Below are 25,737 nucleotides of genomic sequence, written 5' to 3' on the forward strand. Positions count from 1 at the left end.
GTGCGGGTCGGTGTTCTGCGTGCTTACGGCCCTGACCTAGACCTGGGGTGCGACGTCATCGTCGGCCCCATCCTTCCAGACGAACCGGGATGCTCCGAGGGGCCCTCAGTCCAGGCCCAGCTCGTCCTTCCCGTACGCGTACAGGTACGGCACGCCCGCACCGTCCTGGATCTTCTCGGCGGCTCCGGTGGCCCGGTCGACGATGGTCGCGACGGCCACCACCTCGGCGCCGGCCTCGCGCACCGCCTCGACCGCGGCCAGCGGGGAACCGCCGGTGGTGGAGGTGTCCTCGACGACCAGCACGCGCCGGCCCCGGATGTCCGGGCCCTCGACGCGCCGCTGCAGCCCGTGCGCCTTGGCGGCCTTGCGGACGACGAAGGCGTCCAGGCGCCTGCCGCGCGCGGCGGCGGCGTGCAGCATGGCGGCGCCGACCGGGTCGGCTCCCATGGTGAGGCCGCCGACGGCGTCGAAGTCCAGCTCGGCGGTCAGGTCCAGCAGCACCTGCCCGACCAGCGGCGCCGCCTCCCCGTCCAGGGTGATACGGCGCAGGTCGACGTAGTAGTCGGCCTCCAGGCCCGAGGAGAGGGTCACCTTGCCGTGCACCACGGCCTTGTTCTTGATCTGTTCCAGCAGCGCGCCACGTACGTCCGTCGTCATACCGGCCAGCTTAAGGGCGGCTCCAGCGCCAGGTGGTCGTCGCCTCCAGCGGCTCCAGGGGCGTGACCAGGCGCGGAAGGGTGTTCAGACCGTTGGGCGGACCGGTCTGCGGCTCCACGCACACGGCCGCCTCCTGCTCGTCGTAGACGACGACCCACTCCTCGGGGCTGGTCACCGTCAGCTCCAGCACTCCGGGCCAGGTGAGCGTGACGTCGACCCCGCCCGGCATGCCGAAGCAGTCGTCCCAGGGGCCCGGCAACGGGTCGATCCGCTTGCCGGTGGGCAGATGGTCCTCGCCGCGCTCCTCCTGCCAGGCGGGAGCGAAGCCGAGTTGGACGGCGCTCTCCCCGAGGGTGCGGTTGAACCACGGGTGCCAGCCGATCTGCGCCGGGAAGGACGACTCGTACGTCTCCACCGACATGGTGAGCGTCAGGGAGTCCGGTGTGAGCCCGACGACCTGGGTGATTCGGCCCGGGTAGGGCCACGGCTCCACCAGGTCGTACGTCAGCACCGCCTCGTCGGCGGTGACGCGGGCGGTCCGCCATGCGCCGTCCCGGGCGGTGCCGTGGATGGCGTGCGGCGGGGCGTTGAGCGGCATGTGGTGCGTGGTGGCGCCGTCCCGGAACCGGCCGTCGCGGATCCGTCCGCACCAGGGCACCATCGGGAAGCACCCGAAGCGCTCGCCCTGCCGCAGGAGCTCCGTCCCGCCGACGCGCAGTCCCTTGACCCGGCCGCCGTTGTCCGGCCCCAGGGTCACCTCCGCGTCGCCCGCGGTCAGCGTGATGTCTTCGTTACTCACGGGACGACCCTACTGGGCCGATCAAGACGATCCGCCCGCGACCGGGCGCGGGAGGTACGGCCGGCACCGGGCGGACGCCTCAGCGACGGCGGCGAAGGGCCCGGCCCAGGACGATGGCCGAGGCCAGGACCACGGCCGCGGCGGGGGCCGCCCAGCGCAGGGCACTGCTCGGGGCGACGGTCTGGGGGGCCGGCACGGGGGCGTAGCGGCCCCGCGGCGGCGCGTGGTCCACTTCCTCCGCGCTGCGGCCGATCATCGTGCGGCGGGCGTGGGCCGCTTCGGCGGGCGGTTCGGAGTCCTCGGCGAAGCCCTCGTCCGCGGCGGCGGCCTCACCCCGGTCGTCCACAGCCGTGTCGTCCTCCTCCGGAGCGAGGGAGGGCGGCGGGACCTCGGTGTCGAAGACGGACGCCCGCTCCTCGGCGGACCCGGCGTCCACGGACTCGGTAGTCCCCGCCTCGGCCGTCCCGTCCTCCACCGCCTCGGGCGCCTCCGCCGCCACCTCGGCCGTCCCGGTCCCCGCGGACTCGGGCGCCTCCGCTTCCTTCTGCTTCGCCGTCTCGTGACCGGTCGTGGCCGTCGCCTCGGTGCCCAGTCCCTCCGCCGTGCGGTCGAGCAGCCGTGTGACGGCGGAGGCCACGGTGTCGGCCGGCAGCTCGGTGACCCGGCCGTCCGCCGACGCGGTGCCGTCGACGACGAGAACGGAGCCGCCTTCGGCCGCGCGCACCCGCAGGGTCAGGGCGATCTTGACGGAACCGGTGCCGCGGGTCTCGGTGGCGTCGCCCTCGACGGCGTACGAGCCGTCCTCCCGCTCGGCGACGCGGACGGCGCCCCGGTAGGTGATGGTGGTGTTCCCGAGCCGCACCTTCAGCCGCCCGGCGAGAGGTCCGGCCCCCGCGTCCTGCTGGAGCCCGGGGACGGCACGGGCGACCCGCGCGGGATCCGCGAGCACCGCGCCGAGCAGGTCGGAGGGAACCGGAACGAACACCTCATGCTCCATGTCGTCGGAGCCTACCCGCGGGTGCGCGGTCCTACCCTCCGCTCGACGGCAACTCCTGAAGTGTTGGCAGCGGTGCCGCCGCGGTGCCCGCGCACACGCGACGCGCGGCCGGTGCGCGCCGGAGCGTCAGTACCGCGGGTGCATCAGCGTCGACGCGGGCAGCCCCGTGATCCGCGGGGTGGGCGCGGGCCAGTCGGGACGTACGGGCGGGGGGAATTCGGGGGCGGCCAGGACGAATCCCCAGTCGGAGGCGGACTCGTGGCCGGCGTCGGGGACGCCGGAGGCGCTGTAAGGGCTGGTGCGCAGGCCGGCGGCCCGGATCGTCGTGTCGACCGTCCAGAAGGCGCGGGGGCGGGCGGCGGCCTGCCCGGCGTGCACGGCGAGACGGCCGCCGTCGTCCAGGGCGCGGCTCGCGAGGCCGTAGAACTCCTGCGAGTACAGCTTCGAACTGGCCGTGCCGCCGGGATCGGGCAGATCGGAGATCACCACGTCGTACGTCGCCGCCGGCGCCTCGCGCAGCCAGCGGAACGCGTCGGCCGTGGTCACCCGCACGCGCGGGTCGTCGTAGACCCGCCCGTTGAGGGTGGACAGGGCCGGGTCCCGGTCGGCCAACCGCAGCAGCTCCGCGTCGAGTTCCACGACGTCGACCCGCCGCACACCGGGATGCCGCAGCACCTCCCGGGCGGCCATGCCGTCCCCGCCGCCGAGGATCAGCACACGCGCGTGCGGGCCCTTCATCGCCGGTCGCACCAGCGCCTGGTGGTAGCGGCGCTCGTCGTGGCCGCTGATCCGGAGCCTGCCGTTGAGGAAGAGGTGCAGGGGGCGGCCGTCCGCGTCACCGGTGAGGACGACTTCCTGGACGCCGGTGTGCACCGCGACGCGCACCTCACCGCCGTACACGGCCTGGCGCGCGGCCCGTTCGAAGTCGTCGACGTGGGCGGCGGCGCCGGCGAGCAGGCCGAGGACCACGAGGTTGGCGACCAGCAGCAGACGGCGGGCGCGGCAGGTCAGATCGCGGCGGAACAGGCCGAGCACGAGCACCCCGCCGGCGACGACGTTGACCGCGCCGGTGAGCAGCGCGCCGGTCAGCTGGCCGAGGAAGGGCAGGAGCAGGAAGGGGAAGGCGAGGCCGCCCACGAGGGCGCCGACGTAGTCCGCGGCGAACAGGTCGGCCACCGCGCCGCCCGCGTCCTGCCGGCGGATGCGCTGGATCAGCTCCATCAGCAAGGGGATCTCGGCGCCGATCAGCAGGCCGATGGCGAGCGAGAACGCGACCAGCAGCCAGCGCGGTCCGTCGGCGCACAGACCGCCCCAGTCGCCGGTCCAGGCGAACACGGCGTAGAGCGCCATCGCGCTGCCGCCGCCGACCAGGGCGAGGGTGGCCTCGACGGCGCCGAAGGCGGCGGCCGCGTGCCGGCGCAGGCGTTTCGCGACGAGGGAGCCGATGCCCATCGCGAACACCATCACGGACAGGACGACGGAGGCCTGGGTGACCGAGTCCCCGATCAAGTACGAGGCGAGGGCGACCAGTTCGAGTTCGTACACCAGTCCGCAGGCCGCGCACACGAAGACGCCCGCGAGGACCAGGAACCGTCCGGTCGCCTGCCGCACGGGGATCCGCGCAGGGGCCCGCCACGGGGGCGGGGTGCCGGGCGGGGCCGGTGCGTGCGGGTCGATCACGACTGCGACGTTACGTCACAGGTACGGCACGCTTCGTCACCCACACGTGTGGAACTGGCGGTCGTATTGGCACTCCGGGTTTGCGTCGGCTGTGTCCGCTGTGCCGGTCGGGTCGGTTCCGCCCGGCTGCGCCGGTCGGGTCGGTCGTGGCGTTCTCAGACGCCGGACGGGCTGAACCTGCGTGCCGGCGCCCTGACGCCCACCCTCGTCCGGGTCGCGACGAGTTGGCCGTCCTGCGGGTAGGCGTGCCAGGTGCGCCAGTGGATCTGGCCCTCGTGGCGCTGGGCCAGCAGGGCGGTGAAGGCGTGCGGACTGCCGGGGAAGACCCCGGCGAGGCCGTGCGGGTGGTCGGACACCAGCGCCAGTAACTCCTGGGCACGGCCCGCGAAGGAGCCCGGCGAGAGGACCTCGACGCGTGCCGCGAACTCGTACTCCCAGTCCCCGACGCGCTTGGCGACGCCGAGCGGCAGGGGCGTGCTGCTGCCGGGGATGCAGGCCACCGTCTCCGAGCAGTCGACCTCCCCTTCCTCCAGGAGCACCTGGTGGGACGCCCCGAGGAGTCGCAACTGGAGCTGTGTTCCGCCCAGTTCGAGATCGAGAGTGGCGAGGGCGGGCAGTGGTTCACGGCCCAGGGCCCAGGCGAGGTCGGCCGCACGCGTATCGGTGTAGGAGGTGTTCAGAGTCGTGAGCATGGGGTCGGCTCCGCTAGCACGCAAGAAAGGCGGGTGGGGCCGGCGCGCCCCGGACGACACCGGGGGATCGGCCCGGTCAGCCCAGTCAGGAACGGTGTCCACAGGACGTCCGAGGGCTGCGGTGGTGATTTAGAGGGAATCATGAACTGTGGCGCCGCCACAGCGTTTTTACCCAACTTCGTGGGGTTTCCATCCCTCAGGGGGCTCCTCAGCTCAATTGTTCAACCATGGCGTACGCCTCTGCCCCGGCGGCGTACGCCGGAGCGCGGCCCGCGGTGTGTGGCGCTCCTCCGCGTCATGGCTGTTCCCCGTGGTGACGGAGGTGCGGGGGAGAACGCAGCGGCGCCTGCCGGAACCCTTGTTTCCGGCAGGCGCCCCTGTGTGGATGCACTTCCCCCTACGGGCTCAGCTGCCCCGTGTCAGCTGCCTCCGCCGCATCCACCGCCGCCGCCTCCGCAGGACGAGCCGCCCCCGCAGGACGAACCGCCCCCGGAGTCGCCGGACGACCCCGAGTCTCCGCCGCCGGACCACCAGCTGTCGCCGCTGCTCCCGCCGCCGCTCCTGCCCCGCCCCCGCGCGGACCCGCTCCGCGTGCGCGACGCACTCCGGCGTGCGCCCGCCACCAACGCCGCGACCACGATCGCGATCACGGCCAGGATGATGCCGATGACCATGGCGTCACCCTCCTTCCGATTCCCCCGAAGCGGCCCCCCGTGGGCGCCTCGTGTGGTGCGTGACCGTGGGATGCCCACCTCCCGCCGCCGCCAAAGCAGAGTTGAGGAACTCCAGAGCTTGGGCGCAGGATGACGGCCATGACCTCCACCTCGCGCCCCTTCCTCAACCGCCGCCTCGCCGAGTTCGGGACGACGATCTTCGCGGAGATGTCCGCGCTGGCCGTGCGCACCGGTGCCATCAACCTGGGCCAGGGCTTCCCCGACACGGACGGCCCCGAGGAGGTCCGCGAGGCGGCCGTACGGGCGCTGCGCGACGGCCGCGGCAACCAGTACCCGCCGGGGCCGGGCGTCCCCGAGCTGCGCGGCGCGGTCGCCGCGCACCAGCTGCGGCGCTACGGGCTGTCCTACGACCCCGACACCGAGGTCCTGGTCACTGCGGGCGCGACCGAGGCGATCGCCGCGGCCCTGCTGGCGCTGGTCGAGCCCGGCGACGAGGTCGTCGCGCTGGAGCCGTACTACGACTCCTACGCGGCCTGCATCGCCATGGCGGGCGGCACCCGGGTGCCCGTCACCCTGCGGCCGCACGTCGAGGGTGAGGCCTCGTTCCGGCTGGACCTGGACGAGCTGCGCGACGCGGTCACCGACCGCACCCGGCTGCTGCTGATCAACACCCCGCACAACCCGACGGGCACCGTCCTCACCCGCGCCGAGCTGGCCGCGATCGCCGAGCTGGCCGTCGAGCGGGACCTGCTGGTCGTGACCGACGAGGTGTACGAGCACCTGGTCTTCGATGCGGCCGAGCACGTGCCGCTCGCGACGTTCCCGGGGATGCGGGAGCGGACGGTGACGATCGGCTCGGCCGGCAAGACGTTCTCGTTCACCGGCTGGAAGGTCGGCTGGATCACCTCCACGCCCACGCTGGTCGCGGCGGTCCGCTCGGCGAAGCAGTTCCTGACGTACGTCTCGTCGGGGCCGTTCCAGTACGCGGTGGCCGAGGCCCTCGCTCTGCCGGACGAGTACTTCAGCGCCTTCCGGGACGACCTGCTGGCGAAGCGGGACCTGCTGTCGGCGGGACTGGCGGCGGCGGGTTTCACGGTCTTCCGGCCGGCCGGCACGTACTTCGTCACCACCGACATCCGCCCCCTCGGCGAGAGCGACGGCTTCGCCTTCTGCCGGGCCCTGCCGGAACGCGCGGGTGTCGTCGCCATCCCGAACGCCGTGTTCTACGACCATCGCGAGGCGGGTGCGCCGTTCGTACGGTTCACGTTCTGCAAGCAGACGGGGGTGCTGGAAGAGGCGGTACGGCGCCTGAAGGCGGCGGCCGGCTGACCGCCGGAGGAGGGGGGACGGCGGGGGGCTGACGGCACACGGGTGACAGCGGACGGGTGCGAGTGGGCCGCGGGCGCCGATGCGCGGTGTGCGGGGTTTTCCACAGGCTGTGGACGGACGTGGGACCGTACGACCCGGCTCGGCGTCCGGGAAGCCCCTGGAAAGAACGAAGCCCGGTCCGGGCGCGTGACCGCACTGGTCCTGCCCCCTGACCGGGCTCTCCTTCGCCCGCCGTGCGGGTCCGGCGTCGCTCGCCGTCCCGCATCGGCGGTCGTGGACGCCTAGGCGTCGTCGCCGTCCTCGGGCTTCTCCGCGTCGTCGATCTCCTTCTCCAGACCGAGCTGCTCTACCAGCCAGCGGTCGAACTCGATGGCCGCGCGAACCCAGCTGACCGTCGACGAGACGAAGTGCTCCAGGTTCACCCCGGTACCGATCAGCATCTGCGCCTCGCCGATCAGGCGGACGGTGCCGTCATCGTGCGTGTGGCTGTAGACCTTGGGCCACAGCGTCCGCCGGTTCCAGTCGTCGATGGACTCCAGCAGCTGCGCCTTGTCATCGATCGGGTGGGGGCGGTCGTAGAACGTCCGAACGGAGAAGACCTGCTGGTCACCCTCCCCGCGGAACATGAAATACGTACGGAACTGCTCCCACGGCGCCGCGAGGTCACCCTCTTCGTCGACGACGTACTTCAGCTCCATCTGGTCGAGGAGCTGCTTCACAAGGTCCTGATCCGGGACGACGGGGCCCGCCGGTCCTTGGGGCTGCGGCTCGGGCTGGCCCCCGAAGTTCGGAATCGAGGACGGGTCGATGGTCACCGTGAATTTCCCTTCGTACGGATTCCGCCATCCTCCCCCATGCGGGGAGGGGGGTGGCAACCCCTGGCCGGGCCTGTCAGCCCTCGGCGGAAGGGATCCGGCCCGGTCGGGCGGGCAGGCCGGGCCGGTGTGCCTCCCGGCGCCGGTGGTGCGGCGCCGGGAGGCGGCGGCCGCTACAGGGTCTTCCGCCCGGCCGGGCCGACGATCAGCCCGTCCCCGAAGGTGTCCACCCGGACGGTGTCGCCGTCCTTGATCTCGCCGGCCAGGATCTCCTTGGCGAGCCGGTCGCCGATGGCGGTCTGCACCAGGCGGCGCAGCGGCCGGGCGCCGTAGGCCGGGTCGTTGCCCTCGTCGGCGAGCCACGCCAGCGCGTCGTCGGTGATCTCCAGCGACAGCCGGCGCTCGGCGAGCCGCTTGGCCAGCCGGTCGATCTGGAGCCGCGCGATCCGGCCCAGCTCGTCCTTGGACAGCGCGGAGAAGACGACCAGGTCGTCGAGGCGGTTGAGGAACTCGGGCTTGAAGGAGACCCGGACCACCTCGAGGACCTGCTCCTTCTTCTCCTCGCCCGCGATCGGGTCGACCAGGAACTGGCTGCCCAGGTTCGAGGTGAGCACCAGGATCGTGTTGCGGAAGTCCACCGTTCGGCCCTGGCCGTCGGTGAGGCGGCCGTCGTCCAGCACCTGGAGCAGGATGTCGAAGACCTCCGGGTGGGCCTTCTCCACCTCGTCGAGCAGCACCACGGAGTACGGCCGCCTGCGCACCGCCTCGGTGAGCTGGCCGCCCTCCTCGTAGCCGACGTAGCCGGGCGGGGCGCCGACCAGGCGGGCCACGCTGTGCTTCTCGCCGTACTCCGACATGTCGATGCGCACCATCGCCCGCTCGTCGTCGAAGAGGAAGTCGGCGAGCGCCTTGGCCAGCTCGGTCTTGCCGACGCCGGTCGGGCCGAGGAAGAGGAAGGAGCCGGTGGGCCGGTCCGGATCCGAGATCCCGGCACGTGAGCGCCGTACGGCGTCGGACACCGCGCGGACCGCCTCGGTCTGGCCGATCAGCCGCCTGCCCAGCTCGTCCTCCATGCGCAGCAGCTTCTGCGTCTCCCCCTCCATCAGCCGTCCGGCCGGGATGCCGGTCCAGGAGGCGACGACGTCGGCGATGTCGTCGGAGCCGACCTCCTCCTTGACCATGGTGTCGCGGGCGACCTCCTCCTCGGCCTCGGAGGCGGCCTCCAGGTCTCGTTCGAGGGCCGGGATCTCGCCGTAGAGCAGCTTGGAGGCGGTGTCGAAGTCACCGTCGCGCTGGGCGCGTTCGGCCTGTCCGCGCAGATCGTCGAGCTTCTCCTTGAGCGCGCCGACCCGGTTGAGGGACTCCTTCTCCTTCTCCCAGCGGGCGGTCAGGCCGCGCAGTTCCTCCTCCTTGTCGGCGAGGTCGCGGCGCAGCTTGTCCAGCCGATCGCGGGAGGCCGCGTCGGTCTCCTTGCTGAGGGCCAGCTCCTCCATCTTGAGCCGGTCGACGGCGCGCTGGAGTTCGTCGATCTCGACCGGCGAGGAGTCGATCTCCATCCGCAGCCGGGAGGCCGCCTCGTCGACCAGGTCGATGGCCTTGTCGGGGAGGAAGCGGGAGGTGATGTACCGGTCGGACAGGGTCGCGGCGGCGACCAGCGCGCTGTCCGCGATCTGCACCTTGTGGTGGGCCTCGTAGCGGCCCTTGAGCCCGCGCAGGATGGCGATGGTGTCCTCGACCGACGGTTCGGCGACCAGCACCTGCTGGAAGCGCCGCTCCAGAGCGGGGTCCTTCTCGATCCGCTCGCGGTACTCGTCGAGGGTGGTGGCGCCGACCATGCGCAGCTCACCGCGGGCGAGCATGGGCTTGAGCATGTTGCCGGCGTCCATGGCGGAGTCCCCGCCGGCGCCCGCCCCCACGACGGTGTGCAGCTCGTCGATGAAGGTGATGATCTGCCCGTCGGAGTCCTTGATCTCGGCGAGCACGGTCTTCAGCCGCTCCTCGAACTCACCGCGGTACTTGGCTCCGGCGACCATGGCGCCGAGGTCGAGCGCGACGAGCCGCTTGTTGCGCAGGGACTCGGGGACGTCGCCCTTGACGATCCGCTGGGCGAGCCCTTCGACGACGGCGGTCTTGCCGACGCCGGGCTCGCCGATGAGGACGGGGTTGTTCTTGGTGCGCCGGCTGAGCACCTGCACGACGCGCCGGATCTCCTGGTCCCGCCCGATGACCGGGTCGAGCTTGCCCTCGCGTGCGGCGGCGGTGAAGTCGGTGCCGAACTTCTCCAGGGCCTTGTACTGCCCCTCGGGGTCGGCGGTGGTCACCCGGCGTCCGCCGCGCGCCTTGCGGAACGCCTCCATCAGCCGCTTGGCGTCGGCGCCGTGCCGGGTCAGGACGTCCCCGGCCTGGCCGCCCTTGGCGGCGATGCCGATAAGAAGGTGTTCGGTGGAGACGTACTCGTCGCCGAGGTCGGCGGCCCGCGACTGGGCGTCGGCGATGACGGCGAGCATGTCGCGGTTGGGCTGCGGCGGCGCGACCGTGGACCCGGTCACGCTGGGCAGCTGGGCGAGGGCCTTCTCGGCGCCGGCCCGCACCGCGGCCTGATCGGCGTCGACGGCCGCCAGCAGGTCGGTGATGTTCGCGGTGTCCTGCCCTCGGCCTTGCCCCTGGAGCAGAGAAAGCAGCAGGTGAGCCGGGGTGAGGTCGGCGTGCCCCTCGGTCACGGCACGGCTGCCGGCGGCGTTGATCGCGTCCCGGCTCCGGTTGGTCAGCTCGGCGTCCACGTATCCGTTCTCCTCCTTGCGTGAGCCTGTGTGTGTCCCGTCTCCCGTGCCGACGGTGGACTGACTCAGGCAACGTACACAAAGTTGAGTCTATTCCACTCAAGGATGGCGGTGGGAGAGCCGAGCGACTAGGTTCCGGCACATGTCCACCACTTACTCCGTGGATCCGGGCGATCCGGACCCGTCGTACCTCACCTTCTGGCGGGAGCGGCATCTGTGCACGCTGACGACCCTGCGCCCGGACGGGACACCGCACGTGGTTCCCGTCGGGGTGACATACGATCCCGCCGCCCGGCTGGCTCGGGTGATCACGAACAAGTCGAGCGCGAAGGTGCGGCACCTGCTGACGGCGGGGCCCGCGGGGGCACCGGTCGCCGTGTGCCAGGTGGCCGGGAAGCGCTGGGCGACGCTGGAGGGCAGGGCCTTCGTCCGCACCGAACGGGAGCGGGTCGCGGAGGCGGAACGGCGCTACGCGGAGCGCTACGAGCGGACACCGGCGCCGAACCCGTCCCGCGTGGTGATCGAGATCGAGCTGACGCGGGCGCTGGGAAGGGGCTGAATTCAGCCATGCGGCGCGGGGACGATGTCTCCACATGTCCCGTAAAACTGCAGCGGCGTCACCGTGTTCAGGTCACGGTGACGCCGCTGCGGGGGGAAGCACCTGAGCGATCTGTTACGACGGGGGAATCGCGTCAGGCACTGCGGGGGGTGGCCGAAATGGTCATGGGGTCGGAAGGCTCCGGCTCCGCCAGCGTGTGGTCGCGCTGGTCCAGGTTCACAAAAATCATTCCGTACCGGATGGCACATCGAACGGGCTGCGGCGCCCCCCGAGGCCGCCGCAGACACCGGTACGCCCGTACGTCGTCGTCCTCGTCGCGGGTCACCACGACCGGCTCGCCGAACACTGTCACCATGAGCGAGTCACCGTTGTGGGGGATGGCGGTGACCAGGTCGATGAAGTGCCAGCCAGAGCGGTACGCGGTGGCCATTTCTCGCCGGAAGGAGCGGTCGTCGGGTGGAGTCGTCATCGTCAACCCCAACTGCTGTCATCGGCAGTCATGGGAGACGTCGGTCCCCAACTACTGTCCGGAACGATGCCGGCGGATGCCCGCACCGAGCCCCAGCTGCTGTCCGCCCAAGCGTCGCTCTTCGCACCGGAGAGGCCACTCAGTGCACCGAAGGCCACCACGGCGGAGAAGGCGGCGACAAGCACCGAGCGAAGCGTTCTCTTGCGCATAGTCGGCTTCGTCCTCACTTGAAGGTCCCCTCTTCCCCCGTCGGATAAGACGATGGCTCATTCGGGCACGTAGTGGCCACACAATCGATGCATCATGTTCCTGCATGTTCAGGACCCTGGGGGGTGGAGATTTGGCAACAAATGGGACTAAGCAGATACATCCCCATGCGGTGACCGAACTGTGTGAGGATGGTGGCCGCATTTACGCCCACGCCCTGCGCGCGGGACGCGTCTCCCGGGCGGATGCGGAAGCGGCGCCCTGCCTGATGGAGTTCGCCCTGCTCCACCCCGATCCGGACGACGCCGACTGGCTGCGCCCGGTCCCGCCGGCGGTGGCGCTGGCACAGCGGCTCCACCCCCTCGAACGCGAGATCGCGGAGCGCAGGCGGGTGTCGATCGAACTCGCCGACGTCTTCGAGCCCTTCCTGGCACTCAGCGCCAGGGCGACGACGCCCACGCACTCCATCACGGTGCTGGAGGGCTTCGACCGGATCAACGCCGCCCTCGACCTGGCCACCGCGCAGTGCCAGTCGGAGATGCTGACGGTCCAGCCCAGCGGGCGCCGGCTGGAGCACACCCTCGTACAGGCCCTGGAGCGCGACAAGCCCCTCACCGACCGCGGTGTCCGTATCCGGACCCTCTATCAGCACACGGCCCGGCACAGCCCCGAAACGCTCGCCTACGTCGCTCAGTTCTCCGACGGCAAGGTGGAGTACCGCACCATCGACGAACTCGTGGAGCGGCTGATCATCTGCGACGAGACGGTGGCCTTCATCCCCACCCGCGACGACCGCCAGGTCGCCCTGGAGCTGCGCCACGCCGGCCTCGTCCGCTACCTGATCAAGGTCTTCGAGTTCATGTGGAACCGCGCGGTCCCGCTGAGCACCGGCGCCCCCTACGAGACCGCCCCCGACGGCATCACGGACATCCAGCACTCGATAGCGAAGCTGCTGGTGGAGGGCCATGTGGACGAGGCGATCGCGCGCCGTCTGGGCATGAACGTACGCACCTGCCGGGCGCACATAGCGAAGTTGGCCACCGCTCTCGGCAGCGGCAGCCGGGCGCAGCTCGGCTATCTGATCGCCCAGTCGGGCATCCTGAAGCAGGAACCCTGACCGGCCCGCCGCACCGCCCGGACGCGGACTCATGAGTGACACCGGATCAGGGCGGCACGGACCGGCCCGGGTCGGACTGGGCGGTACGAGCGGACAGGACGGTCGGGACGGTCAGGCCTGGTCGGGGAGGCTGATCACGGCCTCCACCGGATCCAGCGGCCGCGGCGGCCCCTCCAGGCCAACCTGCGCGATCCGCACCCCCAACTGGGTCCGGCTCGCCGCACCGAGCGTCTCCGACAGCCGGGCGATGTGCGCCCGGCAGGTGCGGACGCTGATGCCCAGCCGTTCCGCGATCACGGCGTCCTGGTGGCCCTCCGCGAGCAGTGCGGCGATCGACTGCTCCCGGTGGGAGATGCCCTCGATGCCGGTGTCGGGCAGGGGCGCGGTCAGCGGGATCGCCAGCCGCCACAGCCGGTCGAAGACGGTCACCAGGTACTCGACCAGCGCCGGGTGGCGCAGTTCGAGCGCCATCGTGCGGTCGGCGTTGGCCGGCACGAAGGCGACCGTGCGGTCGAAGAGGATCAGCCGGTCGATCACCTCGTCCAGGGTGCGGGCCTCCACCGCGTCGCCCATCAGGTCGAGGTAGTTCAGCAGGCCCTGCCCGTGCCGGGCCACATGGTTGTACAGGTCGCGCATGCGCACGCCGCGGCCGCGCAGCGCCAGCGCGCGGTGCAGGCCCTCGGAGAGTTCGTGTTCACGCCGGATCCCGCCGGGCTGGACGGTCAGCACCTCGGTCGTGCACGCCTCGGTCGCCTCGTCCAGCGCCGCCTGGATACGTGACGGGCCGTCCAGGACGCGGAGCGCGGTGCCCTCTCCGGCGCCGACCGTGGAGGTGCGTCCGCCGAGGCCCGCGTACCACTCGAAGGCGGCGACCGCGGATCCCATCCGCCGCTGGCTTTCGCTGACCTCGTCGTACACCCCGCGCAGCAGCCGGGTCATGACCTCCTGCGGCGAGGTCGGCACCAGCCAGTCCATGTCGTCGGGGTCGGGGTGGAGCAGGGCGAGCTCCAGCAGACAGGGCACCGTCTCGGCGTCCCTGCGCGCCACTCTTCCCCGGCGCACGGCCCGGGAATACACACGATCCCCGGCCTCGCACAGTCGGTCAGCACCATGTGGGTGCTCGTCCGTCCCGGGCCCGGCCATGGTTCATCCCACCCCCGGTTCCAGCGTCTTCCGCAGCGCAACTATGCGCGGACCGGACCTGCTCCGCAACACGGCTCCTTGCGCCATGGCCCGGGTGATCCCCTGGTTTGCGGGTTTTCGCTCCCCCCGCCGTCGGGCACATCGCAACAAGCCGACGGCGCGACCGACCGGAAATTTGCAGCCGACGCCCCGTCACACGCGGTACGCGCCCGAGCGCGTCCTGTCCCGTCGCGACGGCGTGGCAGCCGTACGGCCCGGAGCGGGCGGCCGTGGCCGACGCGTACGGGCGCTGCGGGCCCCGGAAGGGTCGGCTGGGGTTCAGCGGGCGGCCACGATGCCGGAGACAGCGCTCACGGGCCCTGCGCGGGGGACATACGGCCGACCCCCGAAGGTGACTGCCCGCCCCGGACCGCCACGGCGGCTGCGGACGGCCCGCACCCAGGACGGCTGGCGCCCACGGACAGCCCGCACGCGGACGCGGACGCACCCGCGCGGCCCAGCCCTGCGGGAGACCTCACCGGCCCGCGTCCGAACACGGCGCGGGCTGGCCGGAAACCGCCTGCCGCGACGAAGTCGACGACAGGGCGGCGGAACGGCTGCCCCTTCGCGTGCGGCTACTTGAGCCCGGCCGCCTCGCACGCCGCCTTGTAGTCGGCCGTGCAGATCTCGGAGAGCTTGTAGATCCCGTCCGCGACAACGGTGTCCTTGATGTTGTCCTCGGTCAGCGCGGTCACCGTCACCAGCTGGGCCGGGATGCCCTTGTGGGTGGGGCTGTCGACCTTGTCGCGGGTGAGGGCGTCGAACTGGATGTTCTTGCCCTGGACCTTGGCCACCGCCATCTCCGCGGCGGCCTCGGCCTCCTGCGGGTAGGACTTGTAGACGCTCATGTACTGCTCGCCGGTGAGGATCCGCTGCACCGCCACGAGCTCCGCGTCCTGACCGGTGATGGGCGGCAGTTCGGTGATGCCGACGGCCTCCAGGGCCTCGATGACACCACCGGCCATACCGTCGTTGGCGGCGTAGACGGCGGCGATGTCGTCCTTGCCGATCACCTCGATGGCCTGCGCCATGTTGGCCTTGGCGTTCTCCGGCTTCCAGTCCTTGGTGTCGAAGGACTGGGCGATGTTCACCTTGCCGCTCAGCTCCGACATCGCGCCCTGCTTGAACTGCTTGGCGTTGGGGTCGGTGGGCGAGCCGTTCATCATGACGATCTTGTCGGAGGAGTCGACGTCACTGCCGAGCGCCTGGAGGACGGAGCGGCCCTGCACCTCGCCGACCAGCTCGTTGTCGAAGGAGATGTACGCGTCGATGGGGCCTTCGGCCAGCCGGTCGTAGGCGATGACCGGAATCCCCGCCTCCTTGGCCTTCTCCACACCCTCGGCGATCGCGTGCGAGTCGACCGCGTCGAGCAGGATGACGTCGACCTGGTTGTCGATCATCCGCTGCAACTGGACCGCCTGCTGCTCCGCGGAGGCGTCGGCGTTGGCGTACTCGACCTTGCCCCGGTTCTTCGTGAGCGAGGCGACCCGCTCCTTGATGATGGGGTAGTCGAACTTGTCGTAGCGGGTGTTGGCCGTCTCCGGCAGCAGCAGCCCGACGGTGATGTCGTTGCCCTTCGTCGGACTCGCGTCACCGCCGTCACTCGTCGCGTTGAGCACACCGCAGCCGGCCAGCGACAGGGTCAACGACGATGCGACCACGGATATGGCGATACGACGACGCATGGGGGAGCTCACTTCTGCTGCCTTCCGGACGTGGCCGCGACGCTGCGACCCGGATGACTGAAAAGCCAACGCGGCGACGCACCCCAGCGTCAAGCGGAATCACTTAACGAGATGGCAACATCACGTTCCGCTTAGGGTGTGAACACACCGCGAAATCCCGTCCTGACAGCCTTCACAACCCCTCCTCGCAAGGGAAGTTGGGGTGTCGACCGGGAACCGCACAACCAATCCCTTTCCTCACGAGTCGTGATCACGAGGGCTGCCCCAGCCCTCGTGATTCGACCAGAGGACCGAATGAACCCAGCCAGACGCACGACCTCCGCGGCAGCCACCGCGGTCGTGCTCGCCACCGCGGGCGGCCTGCTCACCGCCGCCGCCGCGCCCGCGTCCGCCGCGACCACGTGCACCTCCCCCGTGTTCAAGCGGCAGTTCTACGCGAACACCTCGTTCTCGGGTACTCCGAAGAAGACGGACTGCGACAGCGCCGTCGACCAGAACTGGGGCACCGGCGCACCCGCCTCGGGGCTGCCGAAGGACAAGTTCGGCGTCCGGTGGACCGTCACCCGCGACTTCGGCTCGGGCGGACCGTTCACCTTCACCGCCTCGGCCCAGGACGGCGTGCGCGTCTATCTGGACGGCAAGCCCAGGATCGACCTGTGGAAGAACGTGTCGTCGACGGTCTCCAAGACGGTCAACGTCACGATTCCCAAGGGCAAACACGCTCTGCGCGTCGACTTCGTCAACGTCACGGGCCGCGCCAATGTCAAGTTCACCTACGCACCCCGTACTTCGGCCTCGGTGGACAAGGTCGCACCGCTGGTTCCGACGGGCGCGGCCGTCACATACGACCAGGCCACCGGCAAGGCAAAGCTGACCTGGGCCAAGAACAAGGAGATGGACCTCGCCGGGTACCGCGTCTACCGCAGGGCCAAGGGCGGCTCGTCCCCGGGCACCCGGTTGACCACGACGACGTCGACGTCGTACACCGACGCAACCCTCCCGGTGACCGGCGCGGCGTACGAGTACACGGTGCGCGCCGTCGACAAGGCCGGCCACGAGTCGGCGGGCACGGCCACGCTCCCGGTCACCACCACGGACCGCACGGCGCCCGAACCGCTCGGCGAGCTGTCGTCGGTGGGCACGACCGCGGGCAACGCGCTCACCTGGGAGGCTTCCCCGTCGTCCGACGTCCATCACTACGAGGTGTGGGCGGCGCCGGCGGGGCAGCAGGATCCGGACGGGCCCGCCACGGTGTTCGGCACGTCGTGGACGGACGTCGTCGCCGAGGCGGGAACCGAGTACCGCTACACGGTGCTGGCCGTCGACGGCGCCCGGAACGTCTCCCCGGCCTCCGTCGTGACCGCCACCCGGCCCGTGCCCTCCGGTGCCCCGGCACCCACAGGCGTCCAGGGCACCCCCGCCGACGCCCACACGCGCCTCACCTGGGCCCCGGCCGAGGGCGACATCGGCGGGTACCGCGTCTACCGGCGCACCGACCCCAACGGCGCCTGGAACGCCATCGGCGACACCGGTTCGGCGGCGGGCTCCTACGAGGACACGTCCGCCCCGCGGGGCAAGGCGTACTACTACGTCGCCACCGTGGACGGCGCGGGTGCGGAGTCGGTGCCTTCGGCGGCCGCCACCGTGGACCGGCTCACCCCGGCCACCGCGGCCGGGCCCGCCGCACCGCGTCTGACGGTGAACTCGCAGGGCGGCACACGGTTCCCGATCAGTGTCGGCGTCGAGCCGGGCGCCGGCGACGAGCAGCGGCTGCTCAAGGGCTACTTGTGGGAGATCTCCGGCGCCTGCGGGTCCAGCGGGCCTCCCCGGCTGACCACGACGGACACCATCTCCTGGATTCCGTCGGCCACCGGCCCCTGCGCGGTCGCCGTGCGGGCCGTGGACGCCTACGGGCGCACGGGGCAGGAGGCCTCCGTCGAGGTCATGGTCGCCCGCTGACGCCCCACCGCACAGCGCGAAGGGGCCGGGAGGTCTGCCCTCCCGGCCCCTTCGTCGTTCCTGTGCGTCAGTCCGAGGGCTGCTGCCGCTTCGGACGCCACACCACCAACGCGCTGGTCTGCTGGACCTCCTGGTACGGCACCAGGTCGCGCCGGTAGGAGGCGTGCACGGCGGCCTCCCGCTGCTGCATCGCCGACGCGGCGCCGTCCAGGGCCGCCTGGAGTTCGGCCACCCGGGACTGGAGCGCCGCGACCTGGTTCTCCAGTTCGATGATGCGCTTGATGCCCGCGAGGTTGATGCCCTCGTCCTGCGACAACTGCTGCACCTGCCGGAGCAGCTCGATGTCGCGGGCCGAGTAGCGGCGGCCCCGGCCGGCCGTGCGGTCCGGAGACACCAGGCCCAGCCGGTCGTACTGGCGCAGTGTCTGCGGGTGCAGGCCGGACAGCTGAGCCGCCACCGAGATGACGTAGACCGGGGTTTCCTCGGTCAGTTCATAAGGGTTGCGTCGTCGGCCGTCCATCTGACTCATGCTCCCTTCGCTGCCTCGAACAGCTCCGCCCGCGGGTCCTCGTCCGAGGTCGCCGCGCGATACGCCTCCAGTGCGTCACGAGCCTTCCCCGTCAGGTCCTTCGGGACACTCACCTCGACGGTGACCAGGAGGTCGCCGCGCGTGCCGTCCTTGCGGACGGCGCCCTTGCCGCGGGCGCGCATGGTGCGTCCGTTGGGTGTGCCCGCCGGCAGCTTCAGGGTGACCGCGGGCCCGCCCAGGGTGGGCACGCGGACCTCGCCGCCCAGTGCCGCCTCGGTGAACGTCACCGGCACCGTCACGGTCAGGTTGTCGCCCTTGCGGCCGAACACGGGGTGCGCGTCGACATGCACCACGACGTACAGGTCGCCCGCCGGGCCGCCCCGCTCGCCCGGTGCGCCCTTGCCGCGCAGCCGGATCCGCTGGCCGTCCGACACCCCGGCCGGAATGCGGACCTGCATGGTGCGGGACGACTTGGCGCGACCCGAGCCCTTGCAGACCTCGCAGGGGTTCTCGGCGATCAGGCCGCGGCCCTTGCAGTCCGGGCACGGATCGGTCAGCGAGAAGCCGCCGCCCGAGCCGCGCGCCACCTGGCCGGTGCCGACGCACGTCGGGCACACACGCGGGGTGCCGTTGGCGTCGCCGGTGCCCGAGCAGGCCTTGCACGGCGACTGGGACGACATCCGCAGCGGGACCGTCGCGCCCTCGATCGCCTCGGTGAAGCTGAGCGTGACCTCGGACTCGATGTCCTGCCCGCGGCGCGGGTGCGTCCGGCCGCCGGTCGTGCCGCCCCGGTTGAACAGGCCCCCGAAGACGTCACCGAGACCGCCGCCGAAGCCGCCGCCCGCTCCCTGGCCCTGGGCGCCGCCTCCGAAGAGGTCGCCCAGGTCGAAGTTGAACGATCCGCCGCCCGCGCCGGGGCCCGGACGGAAGCCGCCGTTGCCGAACAGGGCGCGGGCCTCGTCGTACTCCTTGCGCTTCTTGGGGTCGCCGAGGACGTCGTTCGCCTCGGAGATCTCCTTGAAGCGCTCCTCGGCCTTGACGTTTCCCTTGTTGGCGTCCGGGTGGTTCTCGCGTGCGAGCTTCCGGTACGCCTTCTTGATCTCGGCCTCGGTGGCGTCCTTGGGGACGCCGAGGACCTTGTAGTAGTCCTTCTCGATGAAGTCCTTGGTGCTCATCCTCGACGTCCCTCCTCTCTCGTCTGCGTCGTCAGTTCAACGTCAGCCCTCGTCCGGGCCACCGTTCTCCTTGTCGTCGGCGTCGGCGGACTGGGTGGTCTCCTCCGCCGGCTTGACCGTCTGCGCGCCCGGCTGGGGCTCGGCGACGGCCACCCGTGCGGGACGGATGGTGCGCTCGCCGATGCGATACCCCGGCTGGAGGATCGCGACGCAGGTCGTCTCGGTGACGTCCGGTGCGTAGCTGTGCATCAGGGCCTCGTGGATCGTCGGGTCGAAGGGCTCGCCCTCCTTGCCGAACTGCTGAAGGCCCATCTTGGCCGCCACGGTCTCCAGCGACTCGGCGACGGACTTGAACCCGCCGACCAGCTCGCCGTGCTCCCGCGCGCGTCCGATGTCGTCGAGCACGGGCAGGAGTTCCGTCAGGAGGTTCGCGACGGCGATCTCCTTGACGGTGATCCGGTCCCGCTCCACCCGGCGGCGGTAGTTCTGGAATTCGGCCTGGAGCCGCTGGAGGTCCGCGGTGCGCTCGTTGAGCGCGGTGCGCACCTGGTCCAGCTGGGCCACCAGACCCGCTGTCTGGCTCGCGTCCCCGGCCGGGGCCGCCCCCTCCTCCGGGGAGGGGGTGGCGGCCTTCGGCTCGGCGTCTTCAGGAGTGGCGCCGGAGGGGACGTCGGGCTTCTCTTCGAAACCCGGGGTCTCCTCCGTCACGCGGCACCGTCCTTGCGCTCGTCGTCCACGATCTCGGCGTCGACGACGTCGTCGTCGGCCTTGGCGCCGGCACCGGCGCCGGGGGCCTCGCCGCCCGCGGCCTGCGCGGCCTGGGCGTCGGCGTACATCGCCTGGCCGAGCTTCTGCGAGACCGCCGCGACCTTCTCCGTGGCGGTGCGGATCTCGGCGGTGTCCTCGCCCTTGAGCTTCTCCTTCAGCTCGGCGAGGGCGGCCTCGACCTCGGTCTTGATCTCGCCGGGGACCTTGTCCTCGTTGTCCTTGAGGAACTTCTCCGTCTGGTAGACCAGCTGCTCGCCCTGGTTGCGGACCTCGGCGGCCTCGCGGCGACGGTGGTCCTCCTCCGCGTACTGCTCGGCCTCCTGGCGCATGCGGTCGACCTCGTCCTTCGGCAGCGAGGAGCCGCCGGTGACGGTCATCTTCTGCTCCTTGCCGGTGCCGAGGTCCTTCGCCGTGACGTGCATGATGCCGTTGGCGTCGATGTCGAAGGCGACCTCGATCTGCGGGACGCCGCGCGGCGCCGGGGGCAGACCGGTCAGCTCGAACATGCCGAGCTTCTTGTTGTACGCCGCGATCTCGCGCTCGCCCTGGTAGACCTGGATCTGCACCGACGGCTGGTTGTCCTCGGCCGTGGTGAAGATCTCGGAGCGCTTGGTCGGGATGGTCGTGTTGCGCTCGATCAGCTTGGTCATGATGCCGCCCTTGGTCTCGATACCGAGGGACAGCGGGGTGACGTCGAGCAGCAGGACGTCCTTGACCTCGCCCTTGAGGACACCGGCCTGGAGCGCGGCGCCGATGGCGACGACCTCGTCCGGGTTCACGCCCTTGTTGGCGTCCTTGCCGCCGGTCAGCTCCCTGACCAGCTCGGCGACGGCCGGCATACGGGTGGAGCCACCGACGAGGACGACGTGGTCGATCTCGCTGAGCTGGATGCCCGCGTCCTTGATGACGTTGTGGAACGGCGTCTTGCAGCGCTCCAGCAGGTCCGCGGTCAGCTGCTGGAACTGGGCGCGGGTCAGCTTCTCGTCGAGGTGCAGCGGCCCCTCGGCGGAAGCGGTGATGTAGGGGAGGTTGATCGAGGTCTCGGTGGACGAGGACAGCTCGATCTTCGCCTTCTCGGCGGCCTCGCGCAGACGCTGCAGCGCCATCTTGTCGCGGGACAGGTCCACGCCGTGACCGGACTGGAACTGCTTGACCAGGTAGTCGACGACACGCTGGTCCCAGTCGTCACCACCGAGGTGGTTGTCGCCGTTGGTGGCCTTCACCTCGACGACGCCGTCGCCGATCTCCAGCAGCGAGACGTCGAAGGTGCCGCCACCGAGGTCGAAGACGAGGATCGTCTGGTCGTCCTTGTCGAGGCCGTACGCCAGGGCGGCGGCCGTCGGCTCGTTGACGATGCGCAGCACGTTCAGACCGGCGATCTCGCCGGCCTCCTTGGTGGCCTGACGCTCGGCGTCGTTGAAGTACGCCGGGACGGTGATGACCGCGTCGGTCACCTTCTCGCCCAGGTAGGCCTCGGCGTCCCGCTTCAGCTTCTGCAGCACGAAGGCGCTGATCTGCTGCGGGTTGAACGGCTTGCCGTCGAGTTCGATCTTCCAGTCGGTGCCCATGTGGCGCTTGACCGACCGGATGGTCCTGTCGACGTTGGTCACGGCCTGACGCTTGGCCACCTCGCCGACGAGCACCTCGCCGTTCTTGGCGAAGGCGACGACGGACGGCGTGGTCCTGGCGCCCTCGGCGTTGGTGATGACGGTGGGCTCGCCGCCCTCCAGAACGCTGACGACGGAGTTAGTCGTGCCCAGGTCGATGCCGACCGCACGTGCCATGGTTGATCCTCCAGCTGACTTGAGTGGAACGGACTCAAGTGTGCACGACGGCCCCCGTGGGGTCAACAGACCTGAGTCGGACCGACTCAAGTCTTATCCGTTCCTTACACGCAACTGCCCTGTGACCTGCACAGACGCCGTGGACGTGGCGGTGGTTGCCTTCACTCTTCCGGTTGTTCCGGTGATCCCGGTGGTTCCGGTGATCCCGGTTGTTCCGGCGATCCCGGTCGTCCCGGTGATCCCGGTGGTTCCGGTCACCCCGGTGGTTCCGGTCACCCCGGTCACCCCGGTCGCTACGCCCGCCCTGGCGGTCCGCACGGGCAGCAGCCCGCACACGACGACCAGCGCGCCGCCCGCCACCCAGAGCACGGCGCTCTCCCCGGCCCACCCGGCGTGCATGAGCACCCCCGTGAGCACCGCGCCGAAGGCCGAGACGCCCAGCAGCAGCGCGGCGCCCTGCGGACTGAGCCCCAGCCGCTGCAACCGGTGGGCCAGGTGGTCCGGTCCGCCGCGCGCCACCGGCCGCCCGGCCAGCCGCCGCGCGACGAGCACCAGCACCACGTCGGCGCTCGCCACCGCGCTGAACGCGAACAGCACCCCCGCCGAGGCCAGCGGCTCGTGCCCGGCCCGGGTCAGCACCGCCGCCGCGGCCAGCAGGAACCCGGTGAACAGCGATCCGCACGCGCCGAGCGCGATCTTCGCCGGATGCCGGTTCTGCATCAGGAACCCGGTCAGGGCGGCGGCCAGCACGCTGAGCAGGGCCGCGAGCCCGTCCATCATCTCGGCCGTCGCGCACGCGCCCACCCCGAAGGCGGTCACCACCCCGACCGTGCCGGCGAGCGCGTCCGCGTGGTCGAGCGCCCGGAAGGCGACGGCGACGGCGGCGATCCACGCCACGGCGAGCAGCCCGACCAGCGGCCCGGTCTCCTCGTACGGCACCACGCAGGCCGCCGCAACCGCCGTACCGCCGAACAGCACCCGCACCCGCAGCCGCCAGACGTCCGCCAGCAGGCCCACCGCGGCGACGCCGGCGCCCGCGATCAGCAGGCCGTCGGCCCGCGTGCCCAGCGGCGCCACACCCGTCCACTTGCCCACGCCCGCCACGCCGAGCGTCACCACGACCACCGCCACCCCGCCGAGCAGCGGCACCGGACGACGGCGCCGCCGCCGGTCGTGCAGACCGAGCCTCACCGCGGGCACGCGAAGCAGAGCCGCGAGCACGGAGGTGAGGAGAAGGGCCGCGACGGCGGCGGCAATCCCGTAGAGCACACCCCAAGCTAAGCGGAATGTAACGATTTGTGATGAATACTGAGATCAGCTCGGCGCGCCGCGCCCCCCTGCGGTCAGGCATGCCTCAGCGACGCAGATCACCGGCCCCCTGGCTACAGTGCGGCTGAGGAAGTGGGTAGTCTCAGACGGACTGCATAAGTTACCGCTTAGTAATTACGAATCACCCCCTCGCAGGCCCGAGGAGCCCCCAAATGCAACTCGCCGCGATCATCGTGTCGCTGGTCCTCACCGTGGTCGGCGTCGCGCTGCTCGCACGCGCCGTCGGCCAGTTCGTCCGGTTCTTCAAACTGGGTCAGCCCGTCCCGGCCGGCACCCGGACCGACAACCCCTACCAGCGCAGTGTGACGCTGGTCAGGGAGTTCCTCGGCCATACCCGGATGAACCGCTGGGGCGTCGTGGGCTTCGCCCACTGGTTCGTGGCGATCGGCTTCCTGACGCTGCCGCCGACCCTCGTCCAGGCGTTCGGCCAGCTCTTCCAGGCCGACTGGGTGCTGCCCGTGATCGGCGGCTTCCTGCCGTTCGAGATGTACATCGAGTTCATCGGCGCGATGACGATCCTGGGCATCGCCGTACTGATCGTGATCCGCCTGCTGAGCCTGCCCTCGCGGGCCGGCCGCAAGTCGCGGTTCGCCGGTTCCAAGGCGGGCCAGGCGTACTTCGTCGAGTACGTCATCCTCACCATCGGTCTGGCGATCTACGTGCTGCGCGGCCTGGAGGGCGCGCTGCACCACGTGGAGCACTACGAGGCCGGGTACTTCGCCTCGTACCCCCTGGTGCTGGCGTTCAAGGGCCTGAGCGTGACGACGCTGCAGAACCTGGTCTACCTGGTCGCGATGATCAAGGTCGGGACGTCGTTCGTCTGGATGATCGTGGTGTCGCTGAACACCAACATGGGTGTGGCCTGGCACCGGTTCCTGGCGTTCCCGAACATCTGGTTCAAGCGCGACGCCACCGGCGGGACGGCCCTCGGCGCGCTGCAGCCGATGACCTCCGGCGGCCGGCCGATCGACTTCGAGGACCCGGGCGACGACGACGTCTTCGGTGTCTCGCAGGTCGAGCAGTTCTCCTGGAAGGGCCTGCTGGACTTCTCCACCTGCACCGAGTGCGGCCGCTGCCAGTCGCAGTGCCCGGCGTGGAACACCGGCAAGCCGCTCTCCCCGAAGCTGCTCATCATGTCGCTGCGCGACCACGCGCACGCCAAGGCCCCCTACCTGCTGGCCGGCGGCGGCAAGACCATGGAGGGCGAGGAGAAGGCCTCCGAGGAGCAGCTGAAGGACGTCCCCGCCGCCGCGCTGGCCGAGGCCGAACGCCCGCTGATCGGCACCGTCGAGGACAACGGTGTGATCGACCCGGACGTGCTGTGGTCGTGCACCACCTGCGGTGCCTGTGTCGAGCAGTGCCCGGTGGACATCGAGCACATCGACCACATCGTCGACATGCGCCGCTACCAGGTGATGATCGAGTCCTCGTTCCCGTCCGAGGCGGGCACGATGCTGAAGAACCTGGAGAAGAAGGGCAACCCCTGGGGCCTGGCCAAGAAGCAGCGGCTGGAGTGGCTCAAGGAGGTCGACTTCGAGATCCCGGTCGTCGGCAAGGACATCGAGGACCTCTCCGAGGTCGAGTACCTGTACTGGGTCGGCTGCGCCGGCGCCCTGGAGGACCGCGCGAAGAAGACCACCAAGGCCTTCGCCGAGCTGCTGCACATCGCGGGCGTGAAGTTCGCGATCATGGGCGGCGACGAGAAGTGCACCGGTGACTCCGCCCGCCGCCTGGGCAACGAGCCCCTCTTCCAGGAGCTCGGCATGGAGAACGTCATGGCCCTGAACACGGCGTTCGGCGAGGAACTCGACGACGACGGCAAGGTGACGGAGGAGTCCCGCAAGCCGAAGTCGGCGAAGAAGATCGTCGCCACCTGCCCGCACTGCCTGAACACCATCGGCAACGAGTACCCGCAGCTCGGCGGCGACTACGAGGTCATCCACCACACCCAGTTGCTCCAGCACCTGGTCGACGAGGGCAAGCTGGTCCCGGTCACTCCGGTCGAGGGCATCATCACCTACCACGACCCCTGCTACCTGGGCCGCCACAACAAGATCTACACGCCCCCGCGCGAGATCATCGCCAACGTCCCCGGCCTGCGCAACGAGGAGATGCACCGCCACAAGGAACGCGGCTTCTGCTGCGGCGCCGGCGGCGCGCGGATGTGGATGGAGGAGCGGATCGGCAAGCGCATCAACAACGAGCGCGTCGACGAGGCTCTCTCCCTGAACCCGGACATCGTCTCCACCGCCTGCCCGTTCTGCCTCGTCATGCTGACCGACTCCGTCAACGCCAAGAAGAACGACGGCCAGGCGAAGGAGTCCATCCAGGTCGTCGACGTCGCCCAGCTCCTGCTGGACTCCGTGAAAACGCCCGCCGACCCCGTCGACGAGGCCGAGACCGAGAGCGAACCGGAGCCCGAACCGGTGAAGTGACCGGCCGCGACAGCGGTCCACGGCGCACGGCGACGCTCCCCCGCCCCGGCGGGGGAGCGTCGCCGTTTCCGTCGCCGTTTCCGTCGCCGTTTCCGTCGCCGCCCGGCATCCGTCAC

At 70.9% G+C, this 25,737-nt stretch carries 20 protein-coding genes; 5 read left to right on the forward strand and 15 right to left on the reverse strand.

Translation table 11 applies throughout. The annotated features are described in order from the left end of the window. Positions 1-105: 105 nt before the first annotated feature. The 5 genes from pyrE to DN051_RS18960 all read right to left on the reverse strand — a co-directional run bounded on the left by pyrE (position 106) and on the right by DN051_RS18960 (position 4,825). Positions 106-657 carry an orotate phosphoribosyltransferase gene (pyrE, locus tag DN051_RS18940; RefSeq protein ID WP_053756589.1) on the reverse strand — a complete coding sequence of 184 codons (552 nt, stop codon included), beginning with the start codon at positions 655-657 and terminating at the stop codon, positions 106-108. Between the two features lie 10 nt (positions 658-667). Further along, on the reverse strand, positions 668-1,456 hold the full coding sequence (locus DN051_RS18945) for an aldose epimerase family protein (protein WP_112439131.1): 789 nt from the start codon (positions 1,454-1,456) through the stop codon (positions 668-670). Between the two features lie 79 nt (positions 1,457-1,535). Further along, positions 1,536-2,453 (reverse strand): SRPBCC family protein, encoded by a 918-nt coding sequence (locus tag DN051_RS18950; RefSeq protein WP_112439132.1) that lies wholly within the window; start codon positions 2,451-2,453, stop codon positions 1,536-1,538. Positions 2,454-2,579: 126 nt separating this feature from the next. Beyond that, on the reverse strand, positions 2,580-4,133 hold the full coding sequence (locus DN051_RS18955) for a polyamine aminopropyltransferase (RefSeq protein ID WP_112439133.1): 1,554 nt from the start codon (positions 4,131-4,133) through the stop codon (positions 2,580-2,582). Positions 4,134-4,288: 155 nt separating this feature from the next. Next, positions 4,289-4,825, reverse strand: coding sequence for a DUF2617 family protein (locus tag DN051_RS18960; RefSeq protein WP_112439134.1), 537 nt, complete (start codon positions 4,823-4,825; stop codon positions 4,289-4,291). 803 nt (positions 4,826-5,628) lie between these two features. On the opposite strand from DN051_RS18960, the gene DN051_RS18970 reads away from it, so the two are divergent. After that, positions 5,629-6,828, forward strand: coding sequence for a pyridoxal phosphate-dependent aminotransferase (locus DN051_RS18970; protein WP_053756611.1), 1,200 nt, complete (start codon positions 5,629-5,631; stop codon positions 6,826-6,828). A gap of 281 nt (positions 6,829-7,109) precedes the next feature. Here DN051_RS18970 and DN051_RS18975 read toward each other — a convergent pair whose 3' ends face one another. Next, a complete protein-coding gene (locus DN051_RS18975) occupies positions 7,110-7,643 on the reverse strand; it encodes a type III secretion system chaperone family protein (protein WP_053756612.1) in 534 nt (177 codons plus the stop codon). A 173-nt stretch (positions 7,644-7,816) separates the two neighbouring features. Further along, positions 7,817-10,423, reverse strand: coding sequence for an ATP-dependent chaperone ClpB (gene clpB / locus DN051_RS18980; protein WP_112439135.1), 2,607 nt, complete (start codon positions 10,421-10,423; stop codon positions 7,817-7,819). A gap of 142 nt (positions 10,424-10,565) precedes the next feature. On the opposite strand from clpB, the gene DN051_RS18985 reads away from it, so the two are divergent. Then, entirely contained in the window at positions 10,566-10,982 is a 417-nt protein-coding gene (locus tag DN051_RS18985) for a pyridoxamine 5'-phosphate oxidase family protein (protein WP_053756614.1), read from the forward strand. Positions 10,983-11,115: 133 nt separating this feature from the next. Here the strand turns inward: DN051_RS18985 and DN051_RS18990 are convergent, their stop codons facing one another. Continuing rightward, on the reverse strand, positions 11,116-11,451 hold the full coding sequence (locus DN051_RS18990; RefSeq protein ID WP_053756677.1) for a Rieske (2Fe-2S) protein: 336 nt from the start codon (positions 11,449-11,451) through the stop codon (positions 11,116-11,118). A gap of 313 nt (positions 11,452-11,764) precedes the next feature. On the opposite strand from DN051_RS18990, the gene DN051_RS19000 reads away from it, so the two are divergent. After that, positions 11,765-12,775, forward strand: coding sequence for a helix-turn-helix domain-containing protein (locus DN051_RS19000; RefSeq protein ID WP_112439136.1), 1,011 nt, complete (start codon positions 11,765-11,767; stop codon positions 12,773-12,775). 111 nt (positions 12,776-12,886) lie between these two features. Here DN051_RS19000 and DN051_RS19005 read toward each other — a convergent pair whose 3' ends face one another. Next, positions 12,887-13,918: a helix-turn-helix transcriptional regulator gene (locus DN051_RS19005; protein ID WP_053756616.1), complete on the reverse strand. Its 1,032-nt coding sequence runs from the start codon at positions 13,916-13,918 to the stop codon at positions 12,887-12,889. Positions 13,919-14,532: 614 nt separating this feature from the next. Then, entirely contained in the window at positions 14,533-15,642 is a 1,110-nt protein-coding gene (locus tag DN051_RS19010; protein WP_053756617.1) for a sugar ABC transporter substrate-binding protein, read from the reverse strand. Positions 15,643-15,936: 294 nt separating this feature from the next. On the opposite strand from DN051_RS19010, the gene DN051_RS19015 reads away from it, so the two are divergent. Then, positions 15,937-17,601, forward strand: a complete 1,665-nt coding sequence (locus DN051_RS19015; RefSeq protein WP_112439137.1) for a PA14 domain-containing protein — start codon at positions 15,937-15,939, stop codon at positions 17,599-17,601. Between the two features lie 67 nt (positions 17,602-17,668). Here DN051_RS19015 and DN051_RS19020 read toward each other — a convergent pair whose 3' ends face one another. The 5 genes from DN051_RS19020 to DN051_RS19040 all read right to left on the reverse strand — a co-directional run bounded on the left by DN051_RS19020 (position 17,669) and on the right by DN051_RS19040 (position 23,126). Beyond that, positions 17,669-18,121: a heat shock protein transcriptional repressor HspR gene (locus tag DN051_RS19020; RefSeq protein WP_053756619.1), complete on the reverse strand. Its 453-nt coding sequence runs from the start codon at positions 18,119-18,121 to the stop codon at positions 17,669-17,671. 5 nt (positions 18,122-18,126) lie between these two features. After that, the gene (gene dnaJ, locus DN051_RS19025) at positions 18,127-19,305 is read right to left on the reverse strand and encodes a molecular chaperone DnaJ (protein ID WP_112439138.1); all 1,179 of its coding nucleotides are present in this window, start codon (positions 19,303-19,305) and stop codon (positions 18,127-18,129) included. 42 nt (positions 19,306-19,347) lie between these two features. Continuing rightward, complete coding sequence (gene grpE / locus DN051_RS19030) at positions 19,348-20,013, reverse strand: nucleotide exchange factor GrpE (protein ID WP_053756621.1); 666 nt, start codon at positions 20,011-20,013, stop codon at positions 19,348-19,350. Further along, on the reverse strand, positions 20,010-21,857 hold the full coding sequence (dnaK, locus tag DN051_RS19035) for a molecular chaperone DnaK (RefSeq protein ID WP_053756622.1): 1,848 nt from the start codon (positions 21,855-21,857) through the stop codon (positions 20,010-20,012). The genes grpE and dnaK overlap by 4 nt, the downstream gene beginning before the upstream one ends. Before the next feature lie 93 nt (positions 21,858-21,950). Continuing rightward, positions 21,951-23,126: an MraY family glycosyltransferase gene (locus tag DN051_RS19040; RefSeq protein ID WP_112439139.1), complete on the reverse strand. Its 1,176-nt coding sequence runs from the start codon at positions 23,124-23,126 to the stop codon at positions 21,951-21,953. Between the two features lie 212 nt (positions 23,127-23,338). Between DN051_RS19040 and DN051_RS19045 the strand changes: the two genes are divergently transcribed. Next, positions 23,339-25,621, forward strand: a complete 2,283-nt coding sequence (locus DN051_RS19045; protein ID WP_053756624.1) for a (Fe-S)-binding protein — start codon at positions 23,339-23,341, stop codon at positions 25,619-25,621. Positions 25,622-25,737 lie beyond the last annotated feature (116 nt).

Origin of the sequence: Streptomyces cadmiisoli, assembly GCF_003261055.1 — a bacterium.
GTDB classification, from domain to species: domain Bacteria; phylum Actinomycetota; class Actinomycetes; order Streptomycetales; family Streptomycetaceae; genus Streptomyces; species Streptomyces cadmiisoli.

Bases quoted from the DNA above. Each gene is read 5' to 3' on its own strand.
- pyrE (WP_053756589.1), bottom strand. From the start codon at position 657: ATGACGACGGACGTACGTGGCGCGCTGCTGGAACAGATCAAGAACAAG.
- DN051_RS18950 (WP_112439132.1), bottom strand. From the start codon at position 2,453: ATGGAGCATGAGGTGTTCGTTCCGGTTCCCTCCGACCTGCTCGGCGCG.
- DN051_RS18960 (WP_112439134.1), bottom strand. From the start codon at position 4,825: ATGCTCACGACTCTGAACACCTCCTACACCGATACGCGTGCGGCCGAC.
- DN051_RS18970 (WP_053756611.1), top strand. From the start codon at position 5,629: ATGACGGCCATGACCTCCACCTCGCGCCCCTTCCTCAACCGCCGCCTC.
- DN051_RS18985 (WP_053756614.1), top strand. From the start codon at position 10,566: ATGTCCACCACTTACTCCGTGGATCCGGGCGATCCGGACCCGTCGTAC.
- DN051_RS18990 (WP_053756677.1), bottom strand. From the start codon at position 11,451: ATGACGACTCCACCCGACGACCGCTCCTTCCGGCGAGAAATGGCCACC.
- DN051_RS19000 (WP_112439136.1), top strand. From the start codon at position 11,765: ATGTTCAGGACCCTGGGGGGTGGAGATTTGGCAACAAATGGGACTAAG.
- DN051_RS19005 (WP_053756616.1), bottom strand. From the start codon at position 13,918: ATGGCCGGGCCCGGGACGGACGAGCACCCACATGGTGCTGACCGACTG.
- DN051_RS19010 (WP_053756617.1), bottom strand. From the start codon at position 15,642: ATGCGTCGTCGTATCGCCATATCCGTGGTCGCATCGTCGTTGACCCTG.
- DN051_RS19015 (WP_112439137.1), top strand. From the start codon at position 15,937: ATGAACCCAGCCAGACGCACGACCTCCGCGGCAGCCACCGCGGTCGTG.
- DN051_RS19020 (WP_053756619.1), bottom strand. From the start codon at position 18,121: ATGGACGGCCGACGACGCAACCCTTATGAACTGACCGAGGAAACCCCG.
- dnaJ (WP_112439138.1), bottom strand. From the start codon at position 19,305: ATGAGCACCAAGGACTTCATCGAGAAGGACTACTACAAGGTCCTCGGC.
- dnaK (WP_053756622.1), bottom strand. From the start codon at position 21,857: ATGGCACGTGCGGTCGGCATCGACCTGGGCACGACTAACTCCGTCGTC.
- DN051_RS19045 (WP_053756624.1), top strand. From the start codon at position 23,339: ATGCAACTCGCCGCGATCATCGTGTCGCTGGTCCTCACCGTGGTCGGC.